Raw genomic sequence first — 14,812 nt, 5'->3', positions numbered from 1 at the left:
ATGGCAATTAATGTACAAGAGCTTGTTGACGATATTGGTGCCCAATTTCGTGATTTGAATGGCTTACACCCGGGGCTTTGGCCTATAGTCCCGAGGATGGCAGCTGCGCTGGCTGTGTTGGCCGTCGTTATTTTGTTGAGTTGGTTCTTTTATTGGGATGGGCAGAACGAAGAAATTAACCAAAAGCAACAAGAGGAAGTGAAACTTAAGCAAGAATATAAAGAAAAATTGCAGCAAGCGATAAATCTTGATGCTTTAAAGGATCAGAGGGTATTGGTGCAACAGTACGTTGCGGCAATGGAAAAACAGCTTCCTAGTAAAGCCGAAATGGACGCATTATTGTCGGATATTAATCAGGCTGGTGCAGGACGCGGTTTACAGTTTGACTCATTTAAGCCAGGCCTTGTGTCGGTAAAAGATTATTACGCTGAATTACCGATTGATATCAAATTGACAGGAAATTATCATGATCTCGGTGAATTTGTTGCTGATATTGCTAAGTTACCAAGGATTGTTACCTTAAATAACTTAAGTATTTCAAGTAATACGAAAGATAGTAATTTGACGTTGGAAGTTGTTGCTAAGACATTCCGCTATCTGGATAAAGATGAAGTTTTGGCTCAGGCCAACCTGAAAAAGGCCTCGAAAAAATGACGTTTAATAAGTTTACATTTTTATTGCTACTAGTGCCTTTAAGCTTTCTTAGCGCTTGCGGCGATAACGGTTCAAGCGAACTGACTGAATGGATGGCGACAGCCAGAAAAGAGATGAAATTGTCTACGCCTAAGCTTGTGCCGCCAAAAGTTTTTGTGCCGGCTGGGTATACTCAAAAAGACGAGTTGGATCCTTTTAATGCTTCAAAATTGCTGGCTGTACTCGCCCGAATGAAAGCAGACTCTAACAATGGTCCCGATATGGAGCGCCGGAAAGAGGCACTTGAAGCCTTCCCCCTTGATTCACTCAAAATGGTCGGAACAATAGAAAAGGGCGGACTGAAGCAAGCTTTGGTTCAAGCAGATAAAACTGTCTATCAGGCGAAAGTAGGCGGGTATATAGGTCAAAATTTCGGCTTGATAACAGGGATTGCTGAAGATGGTGTTGATATAAAGGAAACCGTACAAGATGCGGCGGGAGAGTGGGTTGAACGTAAGGTCAAGCTTGAGTTGCAGGAGAGTCAAAAATGAATGCGTTGATAAATAAAAGTAAAAGGGGCGCTATGTTTGTTAGAGCTTGTATGTTGCTGCTTGTAGGAATAAGCCAGTTAGCGTTCGCACAATCAAATAGTATCGAATCCATCGTTGCTAATCAGCAAGGTGCAAACATCATAGTAAAAATCGCTATGAAGAGTCCATTGGCAAAATTGCCGGTAGGGTTCTCTATAGCCAGTCCCGCACGTATTGCTCTGGATTTTGCTGATGTCTCAAATGGCACAGGAAAAACGTCTATTGACATCAATACAGGTGAGCTGAGAACAGTGACGCTAGTTGAAGCGACTGGTCGTTCGAGGATGATTTTTAACTTAAATAAACCCCTTAACTACGCAGCAACGATAGAGGGAAAATTTCTGATTGTGACGATTGACGGATCCGGAGGGATTGCTACGCCGGTAAACTCTCAAGGGTTGCCAGTAAATAATGACTCGACACCTTTACTGTCGAGTAAGTCTATGCTCCATGATATCGATTTCCGCCGGGGAGTCGGTGGAGAAGGGCGGGTTGTCGTTGATCTGCCATTGAATCAGGTTGCCGTGGATGTGCATCAGCAAGGACAAAAAATTTACGTTACTTTCCTCAAAGTCGGTTTGCCGGATGTCTTGCGCAGGCGCTTAGATGTTGCAGATTTTGGCTCTCCAGTGCAGACCATCACCACAACGCCATCCGGTGAAAATGTTCAGATGGTGATCGAGCCTAAAGGGCTGTGGGAGCAAAGCTCTTATCAAAGCGATACCCAGTTTGTTTTAGAGGTAAAACCGATTAAAGAAGATCCGAACAAATTGACCCAGGGTACGCAAGGTTACCGAGGTGAAAAATTGTCCTTCAACTTCCAGAATATTGAAGTTCGTGCGATCTTACAAATTATTGCCGAAGTGAGCGGGTTGAACGTTATCGCAAGCGATACGGTGACTGGAACCATTACCTTGCGCTTGAAGGATGTCCCATGGGATCAGGCATTGGATAATATTATGCAAATCAAGGGACTTGATATGCGTAAGAATGGTAACGTTATCTGGGTTGCACCCAAAGATGAGTTGCTGACTAAAGAAAAACTTGAATTGGAACAAAAGGCACAAATTGCGGATTTAGAGCCGTTAAAAACCGAATCTTTCCAACTCAATTACCAAAAAGCCGAAGCGTTTAAGCAAGTTTTTGGTGTTGATGGGCAGTCCACAAATCGTCTGTTGTCTAAACGTGGTAGTGCTGTGATTGAACCTCGCACTAATCAATTGTTTATTACCGATATCCCTTCGAAGATAGAGGAAGTTCGTAAGCTGATACAGAAGACGGATATTGCTTCGAAACAAGTGATGATTGAAGCGCGTATCGTTGAAGCAGACGACAGTTTTAGTAAAAATCTTGGCGTGAAGCTCGGGTTTACTGATTTGCGAGGAATTAACGGGGGCAATGCTGGATATCAGGTCAGTGGCAATCAACGCGTCGCTTTGACCGGAAATTACTTAGGCGTCGGAGAGCAAACTGGTCAGGCAACAGTAACAAGCGGTAGCTATGCACCAAACTCTCAATTTGTGAATTTACCGGCAGCTGGGATTGGCGGTTTAAATCCTGGTAGTTTGGCTGTTAGCTTATTCTCTTCTGCCGCAAACCGCTTCCTGAATCTTGAACTCTCTGCTCTTGAAGCGGATGGTAAAGGTAAGGTCATCTCCAGTCCACGCGTTGTCACAGCCGATCAGTTGAAAGCACTTATTGAACAAGGTACGGAGTTGCCGTACCAAGTTGCAACCTCAAGTGGTGCGACTTCGATTACTTTTAGAAAAGCGACCATGCGCCTAGAGGTCACTCCGCAAATTACGCCTGACGGAAATATTATTTTGGATGTGGAAGTACACAAAGATTCTGTTGGTCAGCAAACAACGATGGGTTTTGCAATTAATACTAAGGAAGTAAAGACCATGGTGTTAGTAGAAAATGGAGGCACAGTTGTGCTGGGCGGAATTTACCAGCAAACCGAAGCAGATAATGTGACTAAAATCCCGTTCTTTGGTGACCTTCCGTTGTTAGGAAATTTATTCAAAACGACTGGCAAAAGTAATCAAAAAACAGAATTATTGATCTTCATTACGCCAAAAATTATGACTGACCGCTTAGGTTTGAAGTAACCTTAACTTTTTAAAATAGAACCATACAAATGCTTTCGCTCAACTACAGGTGTTACATGAAAAGCTTCTTCCGGATCATCTCTGGCTTATTGTTATTGGCACTCATGTCCGCCTGTGGCGGCGGGGGCGGGTCGCCGGGGGCTACTGGGTCTAAATCACCCTTAGGTACGACGGCCCCATCAAATATAAATTTACTTCCTGGTCAAACCGTAACCTATAAAGTTAGTGGTGGAGTACCATCTTATACAGCTAGTTCAAGTATCATTTCTATACTGACGACAAGTGTATCGCAGGATATTTTAACGATTACAGCAACTGGCAGTGGTTCAGCAACCGTTGTGGTTACAGATGCCGCAAATACAAAAGTTTCCATTTCTATAACAATAGGTACTGGTTTAGCTTTATATACTTCTGCAGCAACGATGACTGTTGGAGTTGGAGCTACTTCCACACCTATTCAAATTGGCGGTGGTAGTGGTATTTATACGGTGACAAGCAGCAGTACATCAGTTGCCGCTGTCAGTGCAGTTTCTACTGGAAATACATTCGCAATTGCTGGTATTTCGACCGGAACAGCAATTGTTACGGTGACAGACACTTTGGGTGCTTCGGTAAAAATCACCGTCACGGTTGGCAGTGTATCAGGTACTCTTTCGACAACAGCAGGTACAAGTATTACTGTTGGTGTTGGTAGTTCAACGACCTATACAGTTCAAGGGGGCACCGCTCCATATGCGGTCGGAAGTAGTAATCAAGGCGTGGTCACAGCAAATGTTGTAGGGGGGACTTTGACGGTAACTGGCGTTTCTCTTGGACAAGCGAATATCATCGTCCAGGATTCATTATCAAATTCCGTGACGATAGCAGTTCAGGTAGGATCTTCTTCGAAGTTATTCACTTCCGCTCCTGGTGCAATTACGCTTGGAGCTGGATCTAATCCAGTGAATTTTACTATTGGTGGCGGTAGTCAGACGTACGCTGTTAATAGTGCGAATAACGCAGTTGCTACGGCAAGTATTAACGCAACCAATAGCAGTTCATTTATCATTACACCAGTCGGTGCGGGTTCTACCACTGTCAATGTGACTGATACGAGCGGCAATTCTGTACAAATTAGTGTAACCGTAACTGGTTCAGTCACGCCTCTATTTACCACCGCGCCAGTCGCGATTACTCTGACCACTGGTGGAGCGAGCGTAACAGGTGCGGTTGCGAGCTATTTTATTGGTGGTGGTGTCGCGCCATATACCGCAGTGAGCAATAATTCAACAGTATTAACAGCGACGACCAGCGGTACTTCGCTGACCTTAACTGGACTTGCATCTGGTACCGCAACAGTAACAATTAAGGATGCAACAGGTACAGCTTTACCCTTAATCACAGTGACAGTTTCGGGTGGGTCAACAAATGCGCTTTACACCACGGCGCCAACTGCCGTGAATATTCAAATATCGTCAGCAGCATTGGCTCCGCAATATCAGATATTTGGTGGTGTCCCACCTTATAGTGTAGTGAGTAGCAACACATCGATTGCGACAGTATCGTTGAGTGGCGGCACATATACAGTTCAAGGCATTACTGCCGGAACATCCAATGTGGTAATCAATGACTCCGCGGGATCGAAGCCAGTAACTATTAGTGTCACTGTTGGTACTAGCACGGCTATATCATTTTATACATCGGCGCCAAGTGCTATTTCGCTTGGGGTAACTTCTAACAATACCGGAACCTATGTGCTGGGTGGCGGAGTTCCTCCTTATACAGCGTCTTCAGCTAACAGTTCAGTGGTCACGGCGACTGTTCCAACAAGCGGCAATACGAATTCACTGGTAATCACTGGGGTTTCCCCAGGCGGACCAATAGCGGTTAACGTTGTTGATAGTAACGGCGGAAAAGTTTCAACAAATGTAACGGTTGTCGGTACAACGAGTTCAACTATGAGCGTTGCACCGGCTACAGTGGCTCAGGCATTCGTTGGTGATACCCTGAATTTTGTGGTGACTGGCGGTACGGCACCATATACTGCAACGTCAAATAACCCGTCGTTAGCAAATGTCAATAACGGTTCCAATATTACGAATGGGACATTCTCAGCAACGATGGGAGCCGTTTCATCATCAGGCGTAATTATTTTAGTTAATGATAAAAATGGTAATGCACAACAGATAACCATTTCTGCGATCGCAGCTAAGCTCCCAACGACCTTGTCTATAACACCTCAATCATGGTCGATTTTGTCCACGTATTCTGGTGCTATTCCTGCGTTGACTGTCAATGGAGGTACTTCACCTTATCAAGTATTTACAACGCCAGCGACTTATACAACTATTACGCCAAATACAACGGTCACTGCAGGATTTTTCCCCGCAGCGACGGCACCGACTTTGACCCAGTTGACTGTTGCAGGTGCGAACGTGACCTCATCCGGTAATTTCTGTACTGGAAGTTCGTCCCCGGTAACAGTGACGTTTACTGTGATTGATGCAGCAAATGCGGTCGCTACTAGTAATATGAAAATATTGCCAGGTTGCTAGCGTAGTTTTGTTGTTGAAAAAGTTGTGCAGGAGACTTTGTAAGTGTCCAGGCGCTGAATTTAATTTGCCCGGGAAATTGCGATGTCTGGCAATATTTTCTTAGTAGGTCTTATGGGGTCCGGCAAGACGACAGTCGGTCGGGCCCTGGCAAGAAAACTGAATAAACGTTTTATTGATTCTGATCACGAGATTGAGGCACGAACCGGTGTCTCAATTCCTGTGATTTTTGAGATAGAAGGTGAAGCTAGTTTTCGTCAACGCGAAGCGGATGTCATCCGCGATTTAACTGCCCAAAGTGGAATTGTTTTGGCGACTGGTGGCGGAGCCGTATTAAACCCTGACAGTCTGCGGTACCTGCACGAACGTGGTACTGTAATCTATTTACGTGCTGGCATTAACAGTATCTTGCAACGTACTCGGAACGATAAAAATCGTCCGTTGTTGCGCACTGCCGATCCGCGTAAAAAGCTGGAAGAATTAGAGGCGGAGCGTCATCCTCTTTATCAGCAGGCGGCTCATTTAATTATTGAGACTGGCCGTCCAAACGTACAGCATCTGGTACAAAGTATCCTCGAAAAATTACCGAAAACCCATGTGGAAACATATTTTCAAGCTCATGAATCTGGCATGCACTCTGTAGAAAGCGGCAATATACAGGTTTTGAACCTTCATCTCGGGGAGCGTAGCTACTCGATTTCTATTGGCCAGGAGCTACTAAGTAATGCGGCTTTGTTAGCCGAAAAAATCCGTGGCCAACATGTTGTGATTGTTACTAATACGGTGGTTGCGCCCCTATATCTGGAAGGCTTGGAAGCGCAGTTTAAGGCACTGGGTAAAGCTTGTAGTGCGGTCATTTTGCCAGATGGTGAAGTGCATAAAAATTGGGAACATCTGAATCTGATTTTTGATCATTTGTTGGCCAATAAGTGCGACCGTAAAACTACTTTGATTGCTTTAGGTGGAGGTGTGATCGGCGATATGACGGGATTTGCCGCTGCAACCTACATGCGTGGAATTCCATTTATTCAAATTCCTACAACCTTATTGTCGCAGGTGGATTCTTCGGTTGGCGGTAAAACTGGCATCAATCATCCTTTGGGTAAAAATATGATCGGTGCGTTTTACCAGCCGCAATCTGTGATAGCGGATACGTCGACATTGAATACTTTACCGGATGAGGAGTTGTCAGCAGGACTAGCAGAAGTCATCAAACATGGCGCAATCATTGATACTGGATTTTTTCAGTGGTTAGAGCAAAATATGTCCAGATTGCGTGCCAAAGATCCTGACGCTCTTGCCTACGTCATAGCACGCTCTTGTGAGATCAAAGCCAACGTCGTGCAACAAGATGAACGTGAAGGTGGTTTGCGTGCGATTCTCAATTTTGGACACACGTTTGGTCACGCGATTGAAGCAGGCTTAGGCTTCGGTACCTGGTTGCATGGAGCTGCTGTCGGTTGTGGTATGGTAATGGCTGCGGAGTTATCGTTCCGCCTTGGTTATATTGATTTTGTCAGTAAGACACGGATAAAGCAATTGATTGCAGATGCTGGTTTACCGGTCATTGCGCCCGATCTCGGTGAGCAACGCTGGCTGGAATTGATGGAAGTCGATAAGAAAAATGAGGGTGGGAAAATCAAATTTATCCTGCTTAAGCCGTTAGGAACAGCAATAATAACTAGTGTACCGGAAGCAGTTTTATTAGAAACTTTACGTCACTGCATTTTAGAATAGCGATGATCTTTAGCGACCACCATCTAGCGCCATATGCCGCCCAATCTGCAACTTCGCGAGGGCGGCTTTTTATTGAGCCAACGTCTAGTTCGCGTAGTGAATTTCAGCGTGATCGCGATCGAATTATCCACTGCTCCGCGTTTCGACGACTTGAGTATAAGACGCAGGTTTTTGTAAATCATGAAGGAGACTTGTTTCGTACCCGTTTGACGCATAGTTTAGAGGTCGCACAAATTGGGCGTTCCATCGCGAGAAACTTACGTTTGAATGAAGACTTGGTGGAAGCGATTGCACTTGCACATGATCTTGGTCATACGCCTTTCGGTCACGCTGGACAAGATGCGCTCAATGCATGTATGCAACCATACGGTGGCTTTGAACATAATCTGCAAAGTCTGCGTATAGTTGATAAGCTCGAAGAGCGGTATGCCGCATTTGATGGTCTCAATCTTTGCTTTGAAACCCGCGAAGGTATACTCAAACATTGCTCAGTCAATAATGCAGAAACTTTAGGCGATCTTGGAAAACGTTTCATTCAAAAGTCACAGCCCGGACTAGAAGCGCAATTGACCAATCTGGCTGACGAAATTGCGTACAACAACCATGACATTGATGACGGTCTGCGCTCGGGCTTGATTACCGAAAAGCAATTGCTAGAGGTTGATATCTTTGCCCGGCATAGAGCGGAGGTCGAAGCCGCCTACCCGGGGTTGTCCGGGCGTCGGGCTATTTCGGAAACAATTCGTCGCATGATTAATACGTTGATCACTGATCTGATTAAGACCTCCTCGGCGCGCATCCAAGAGCACGCTCCACAATCAGTCGATGATGTGCGAAGCATGGGGAAAATGATTGGTTTCTCAGATGCGCAATTTCAAGAAGCAAAAGTTCTGAAACACTTTTTACATCAACATCTTTACCGGCATTACCAGGTGAACCGCATGATGTCTAAAGCGCGGCGGATTATTCATGAATTATTCGACGCATTAATGACAGAACCAAATTTATTACCACCAGATTATCAAATAAAAGCGGCGGAAGATGAGCAGAAAAAAGTCCTGATGCAAGCTCGAAAAATTGCTGATTACATTGCTGGCATGACGGATCGCTATGCCATTCGTGAACATCGGCGACTGTTTTCAATTGATGAAATTTGAGACCAAAACTTCGCTCTTGATTCATCCCTAATTTAATTTAATTTTTCTTCGGAGATTGTTATGAAACTTCAACGCTCAATTCCTCTTTCGTTTTCTCGTCGCGCAGTAGCTTGTATGTTAGTCGGGGTGGCAATATCTGCGCATGCCTTGTCCTTGAACGATTTGAGCAACCAGGATGCTAGTGCAGGCCTGAAAGCGGCATTGGATAAAGGTTCGGCTGTAGCCGTGAGCAAGCTTGGTGTGGAAAATGGATTCTTGAATAATGATAAGGTAAAAATTCAACTCCCGTCCGTGCTGGAAAAAGCTATGCCAATTTTGAAGATGACAGGGAAAGGCCAACAACTCGATGAATTAGTCGTTTCTATGAATCGTGCCGCTGAAGCCGCAGTGCCTATGGCAAAACCCTTGTTGGTTAATGCCGTCAAATCGATGAGTCTGACTGATGCAAAAAATATTTTGACCGGTGGCGAAACTTCGGTGACTGACTTCTTTAAACAGAAAACGGCAGCGCCATTGTCGGTTAAATTTTTGCCCCTGGTGAAAGGCGTCACTGACAAAGCGGGCTTATCGTCAAAATACAATGCGGTGATGGGGCAAGCACAAAAATTTGGCGTCGTTCCGGAACAAGAGGCGACCGTTGAGGGTTATGTTACACAGAAGGCCCTCGATGGTTTGTTTTTGATGATCGGTGAAGAAGAGAAAGAAATTCGTCGCGACCCAGTTGCCGCTGGTAGCGCAGCGATTAGCAAAGTTTTTAGTTTGCTGAAGTAATGTAAAAATTGTGTTGCGCTGGCTGAAAAGGCTAGCGCAACACATATCAAAAGCCATAAAAAAGACATTTTTTCCTGCGGTTTTGCACTGACCGCAGAGCGCCAAGTTAGCTCTTGCAACAAGAAATATTATCTACGTAGTTTTACTTACGTAGATAATGTTGCAACGCAGTATCATTTTTTCTGGTAAGTTATCGCACAAGCACAGCGCATTTGAAATGATAAAGATTATTTCGCCGGGTTATTTTTTGACTGAGATGCCGCTGTTTGCCCTACAATAAATCAATAAAAAGATTTACATTCACATATCGGAGACCAACATGTCCTACAAAATGAAAACACTGATTGCGACCACACTGGTAAGCTGGTCAATGGCTGGTATTGCTGCTGAACCTATTAAAATTGGTGTGGCTGGTCCATTTACCGGTGGCTCCGCACCGATGGGTATATCTATGCGCGATGGCGTCAAATTGGCTGTGGCAGAAATCAATGCGAAGGGTGGTGTGTTGGGTCGGCAGTTACAAATGGTCGAACGTGATGATGAGGCGAAAAATGAACGAGGTGTGCAAGTTGCACAAGAATTGATTAATAAAGAAAGAGTTGTTGCTACAGTTGGATATATCAATACCGGCGTAGCCATTGCCTCTCAGCGTTTTTATCAGGCTGCCAAAATTCCGGTCATGGATAATGTTGCGACAGGATCTATCGTCACAAAACAATTTAATGCACCTGAGTTTCCGGATAACTATATTTTCCGGAATGCTGCTAACGACACCGTGCAGTCGGCGATGATCGTAGAAGAGGCTATCGTTAAGCGTAAATTGACTAAAGTCGCGATTCTGGCTGACTCCACAAACTACGGCCAACTCGGACGTGAAGATCTGGAAAGAACTTTAAACGCAAAAGGGATTAAACCTGTCGCCGTTGAAAAATTTAATATCAAAGATGTAGATATGACAGCGCAGTTGCTCAAAGCTAAGCAAGCGGGCGCACAAGCCATTCTCACTTATGGTATCGGTCCTGAATTAGCACAGATCGCTAATGGTATGGAAAAACTGGGTTGGAAAGTCCCGATGATCGGCAGCTGGACTTTGTCGATGGGTAACTTCCTTGATAACGCAGGTAAAAATGGCAATGGTGCAACCATGCCACAAACCTTTATCCAAGATCCAAATACACCAAAACGTAAAGCCTTCATCGAGGCCTACCAAAAAACCTACAAAATTGATCGTATTCCCTCACCAGTTTCTGCAGCGCAAGGATATGACTCGATTTATCTCTTGGCAGCAGCAATGAAGCAGGCAGGTACGACGGATGGACCAAAAGTACGCGAGGCTTTAGAGAACCTGACTGAAAAAGTTGATGGCGTTGTGATGACTTACAACAAACCATTTACCCACGATGATCACGAAGCGATTAAAGCCGGTGTGCCAGTAATGGGCGAAGCGAAAGACGGTCATATTGTCTTGTCAAAATAAGATATTGCTGGGTAGTTGATGCATGCAAAGTATTTCTGAGTAATACCGGAACCAGGCTGAAAACGAATCATCGTTTTTATCGCCTGGTTCATTTTTATTTATCCCGCAACCGCACTGTTTTGACGCTTGTAAGACCTGGTATGGAAGTAGCCTTACCGGGTGAGGTTCGACGCTGTGCGCTCCATTAAGGCATTGAAAAATGGAAATCTTATTACAACTCGTGTTCAGTGGCATTGCCCTTGGCATGATTTACGCTGTTATTGCTTTCGGCTATCAATTGACCTTTGCCACCTCCGGCACCCTTAATTTTGGACAGGGGGAGTCGCTGATGTTAGGCGCGCTGGTTGGTTTGAGTCTGGTAGGTAGTATTCATGGCGGCCCGTATATGAATTACTGGTTGATGATACCGCTGGTGATTCTGTTTGGCGGTTTACAAGGGATGGTGGTGGAGTGGATCGCCGTACGCCCGTCGATCAAAATCAAATCAGAATTTGGCTGGATTATGTCCACCATCGCTTTGGCTATCATTTTTAAAAATGTCGCAGAAAATATCTGGGGCAAAGATGATTTGACCTTCCCTTCACCCTTGTCGGCGCAACCGTTCCAAATTTTTGGTGCGAATGTACAACCTATGCAAATCGTGGTCATTGTTGGCGCCTTAGCGATTATGTTAGCGGTTGAATTATTTAATCGTAAATCGATTTATGGAAAAGCAGTCGTAGCAACATCGAATGACCGAGATGCTGCAGGTTTAATGGGTATCAATACCAGCATGGTCATTACGTTTTCATATGCACTGTCATCAGCGACTGCCGCGTTTGCAGGGGTGCTGGTGGCACCTTTGACACTGACTGGTGCGACAATGGGTTCTTCGTTGGGTTTAAAAGCGTTTGCTGTGGCGATTATTGGTGGATTGACTTCCGGTGTTGGTGCCATTGTCGGTGGCTTGATTTTAGGTATTGCTGAGACGCTGACCGGTTTCTACGTTTCTACAGGTTACAAAGAAGTACCTGGTCTGGTTTTGTTATTGCTGGTATTAGCGATAAAACCAGCGGGTTTGTTTGGTAAAACCGCGATCAAGAAAGTATAAGGAAGAAGCCATGAATATAAAGTCCTTAGCGGTTTCTGTTGTTGGTATCGCTGCGCTGGGTTTGTTCCCCGTCTTTATGCACAATCCGTATTATTTGCATCTGGCAGAGACAATTTTAATTTACGCGATTTTGTTGTTTGGTCTCGATATCGTGGTTGGTTATACCGGTCAAGTGTCGTTAGGTCATGCTGGATTGTTTGGCATTGGTTCCTACACGACAGGAGTGTTGTTTCTTAAGTTAGGGATGCCAATTTTGGTCGCGCTTCCAGCCAGTATCGTGGTTGCGGCTTTGTTTGGCGCGGTTATGGCCTTACCTGCCTTACGAGTTACCGGGCCGTATCTGGCGATGGTGACTTTGGCGTTCGGTACGATCACGCAAATCCTGATCAATGAAATGAGCTTCTTAACCGAAGGTCCGATGGGCATACAAATCACTAAGCCAGTGTGGTTTGGTCAAAAAATGACTGAGGTAGGTTTTTACTATCTGGTGGCGGTGATGATGGTGTTGGCCCTTATTGTTGTGCACAGGGTATTGAGTTCGCATTTAGGTCGGGCATTTCAGGCGCTGCGTGATAGTCCGATTGCTTCTGACTGTATGGGCGTATCGGTATATCGTTACAAAGTATATGCGTTCGTCATTAGTGCAGCCTTGGCAGGTTTAGCAGGTAGTTTATACGCGTATTCTGAACAATATATTTCACCGAATACCTACAATTTTGAACTGACGATTTTGTTTCTGCTAGCGGTGATCATGGGCGGGCGTAAGAGCCGGATTGGTTCGTTACTCGGTGCGTTTATTGTCGTGATGCTGCCTTCGTTGTTGGCGGATATTGACTTGTTCCGTCAGATTTCTACCGGTGCCGCAGTGATTGCAGTGATAGGCGCAATCGTGGCCTTGGTTCAGAAGCGCAAAACAGGACGTGAGCTGGTGGTGCCTGTCGTAGCAACAGTAGGCATGGCCTTGTTTTCTTATAAGCTGGAAAATATTACGGACTGGCGTTTGACCATCTTTGGCTTGATGACCTTGTTTGTCGTCTACTATTTGCAAGATGGGATTGTTGGGTTTGTTAGTGCCATGTTTGGTAAAGGTCCACGTCATCTGATGGCATCTGCAGACGCAGATAAAATTGGCGACAGTCTGGCGATCGCTAAAGCGGGTGGTGACAGTACTGAAGTATTACTTAATGCACGTCAGTTATTAATGCAATTTGGTGGTTTAAAAGCCTTGAACCATGTTGACTTGCAAATTGCCAGAGGAACAGTACATGGGTTGATCGGACCAAACGGTTCAGGCAAAAGCACGATGATGAATGTGCTGACGGGGATTTATAAACCTACCGATGGTGCGGTTGAATTTAGCGGTAAGGTAATTTCAGGCACAACGCCTTCTGCAATCGCCTTAGGTGGAGTTGCTCGTACTTTCCAAAACGTGCAGTTGTTCGGTGAAATGACAGCGACTGAAAACGTGCTGGTTGGTTTGCATAGTACTTTCCGTAGCAACGTGTTTGATGCGATGGCGCATACGCCACGGTACTTGCGTGAAGAGCGTGCTGCGCGTGAACGTGCAGCCAGTATTTTGCACTTTGTCGGCTTATCCGATCTGGCGAATGAAGAGGCGCGCAACCTGCCATATGGCAAACAGCGTTTGTTAGAAATCGGTCGTGCTCTTGGTTTGAATCCACAATTGTTGTTGCTGGATGAGCCTGCTGCCGGTTTGACTGCACCCGATATCAAAGAGCTCATCGCTATTATTCGTAAAATCCGTGAGCATGGGATCACGATTATTCTGATCGAACATCATATGGATGTTGTGATGTCCTTATGTGATGTCGTTACCGTACTTGATTTTGGTCAGAAGATTTGTGAAGGTAAGCCAGCTGATGTACAAGCGGATCCCAAAGTCATTGAAGCGTACCTGGGAGGTAGTGTGAGTGAAGAACTGAGCGGCGCGGTTCATCCCGTAGCTGCGGTGTAAGGAAAACCTATGTTAACGATTTCAAATTTACACGCCGCTTACGGTAAGGTGCAGGTATTGCATGGTATTTCTTTGGACGTCCCAAAAGGAAAAGTGGTAACGTTGATCGGTTCAAATGGCGCTGGTAAAACAACGACCATGCGAGCAATTTCCGGCATGTTGAAACCGAAGGAGGGCACAGTGAGTCTGGCTGGTAAAGATATCACCGGACTTGATTCACATAAAATTGCGCGTGCTGGATTAGCTCACTCACCTGAAGGTCGGCGCGTGTTTGCGACGATGACGGTGAAAGACAATTTGCTGTTAGGCGCTTTCCCACGCTTTACCGGCTCGCGTAACCGCGGTGATATTGACACTGATTTGCAAAAGGCGATGGAGCTGTTCCCACGCTTACGCGAACGTCGTGATCAACTCGCAGGTACTTTATCTGGTGGTGAGCAGCAAATGCTGGCGATGGCGCGTGCCGTGATGTTAAATCCGGAAGTTATTTTGCTGGATGAGCCATCGATGGGGCTGGCGCCGATTTTGGTGGATGAAGTGTTCCGTATCATCCAACGTCTGAAGCATGAGGGCATGACAATGCTGTTGGTTGAGCAATTTGCGGCTGCGGCGTTAGCCGTCGCAGATTATGGCTATGTCTTAGAAAATGGCAAAATTTCTGTGCATGGTCCGGCCGCTAGTCTGCAAAATGATCCGGCTGTCAAAGCTGCGTACCTTGGTGGTAATTCGCAGCATTAAGT

General features: G+C 45.4%; 11 protein-coding genes. All 11 read left to right on the top strand.

What is annotated here, in order from left to right; genetic code table 11:
* The gene (locus H8K32_RS04065) at nt 1–654 is read left to right on the top strand and encodes a type IV pilus inner membrane component PilO (protein ID WP_186911192.1); all 654 of its coding nucleotides are present in this window, start codon (nt 1–3) and stop codon (nt 652–654) included.
* Nucleotides 651–1,184 carry a pilus assembly protein PilP gene (locus H8K32_RS04060; protein WP_186911191.1) on the top strand — a complete coding sequence of 178 codons (534 nt, stop codon included), beginning with the start codon at nt 651–653 and terminating at the stop codon, nt 1,182–1,184. The genes H8K32_RS04065 and H8K32_RS04060 overlap by 4 nt, the downstream gene beginning before the upstream one ends.
* A gap of 50 nt (nt 1,185–1,234) precedes the next feature.
* Nucleotides 1,235–3,334: a type IV pilus secretin PilQ gene (pilQ, locus tag H8K32_RS04055; protein WP_246447103.1), complete on the top strand. Its 2,100-nt coding sequence runs from the start codon at nt 1,235–1,237 to the stop codon at nt 3,332–3,334.
* A 56-nt stretch (nt 3,335–3,390) separates the two neighbouring features.
* Nucleotides 3,391–5,868 (top strand): beta strand repeat-containing protein, encoded by a 2,478-nt coding sequence (locus H8K32_RS04050; RefSeq protein WP_186911189.1) that lies wholly within the window; start codon nt 3,391–3,393, stop codon nt 5,866–5,868.
* A gap of 81 nt (nt 5,869–5,949) precedes the next feature.
* Nucleotides 5,950–7,602 carry a bifunctional shikimate kinase/3-dehydroquinate synthase AroKB gene (gene aroKB, locus H8K32_RS04045; RefSeq protein WP_186911188.1) on the top strand — a complete coding sequence of 551 codons (1,653 nt, stop codon included), beginning with the start codon at nt 5,950–5,952 and terminating at the stop codon, nt 7,600–7,602.
* Between the two features lie 2 nt (nt 7,603–7,604).
* The gene (locus H8K32_RS04040; RefSeq protein WP_390312840.1) at nt 7,605–8,759 is read left to right on the top strand and encodes a deoxyguanosinetriphosphate triphosphohydrolase; all 1,155 of its coding nucleotides are present in this window, start codon (nt 7,605–7,607) and stop codon (nt 8,757–8,759) included.
* 114 nt (nt 8,760–8,873) lie between these two features.
* A complete protein-coding gene (locus H8K32_RS04035; protein WP_246447118.1) occupies nt 8,874–9,530 on the top strand; it encodes a DUF4197 domain-containing protein in 657 nt (218 codons plus the stop codon).
* Between the two features lie 319 nt (nt 9,531–9,849).
* Nucleotides 9,850–11,007 (top strand): ABC transporter substrate-binding protein, encoded by a 1,158-nt coding sequence (locus H8K32_RS04030; RefSeq protein ID WP_186911186.1) that lies wholly within the window; start codon nt 9,850–9,852, stop codon nt 11,005–11,007.
* 199 nt (nt 11,008–11,206) lie between these two features.
* Nucleotides 11,207–12,097 (top strand): branched-chain amino acid ABC transporter permease, encoded by an 891-nt coding sequence (locus H8K32_RS04025; protein WP_186911185.1) that lies wholly within the window; start codon nt 11,207–11,209, stop codon nt 12,095–12,097.
* Between the two features lie 10 nt (nt 12,098–12,107).
* Nucleotides 12,108–14,072, top strand: a complete 1,965-nt coding sequence (locus H8K32_RS04020; protein WP_186911184.1) for a branched-chain amino acid ABC transporter ATP-binding protein/permease — start codon at nt 12,108–12,110, stop codon at nt 14,070–14,072.
* A 9-nt stretch (nt 14,073–14,081) separates the two neighbouring features.
* Entirely contained in the window at nt 14,082–14,810 is a 729-nt protein-coding gene (locus H8K32_RS04015; protein ID WP_186911183.1) for an ABC transporter ATP-binding protein, read from the top strand.
* The last annotated feature ends 2 nt before the right edge of the window (nt 14,811–14,812 follow it).

Source organism: Cognatundibacterium jejuense, from assembly GCF_014284255.1.
Classification (GTDB): Bacteria; Pseudomonadota; Gammaproteobacteria; order Burkholderiales; family Burkholderiaceae_D; genus Undibacterium; species Undibacterium jejuense.
The sequence above is the reverse complement of the archived record's forward strand: the minus strand, read 5'-3'. Positions and strand labels throughout refer to the sequence as shown.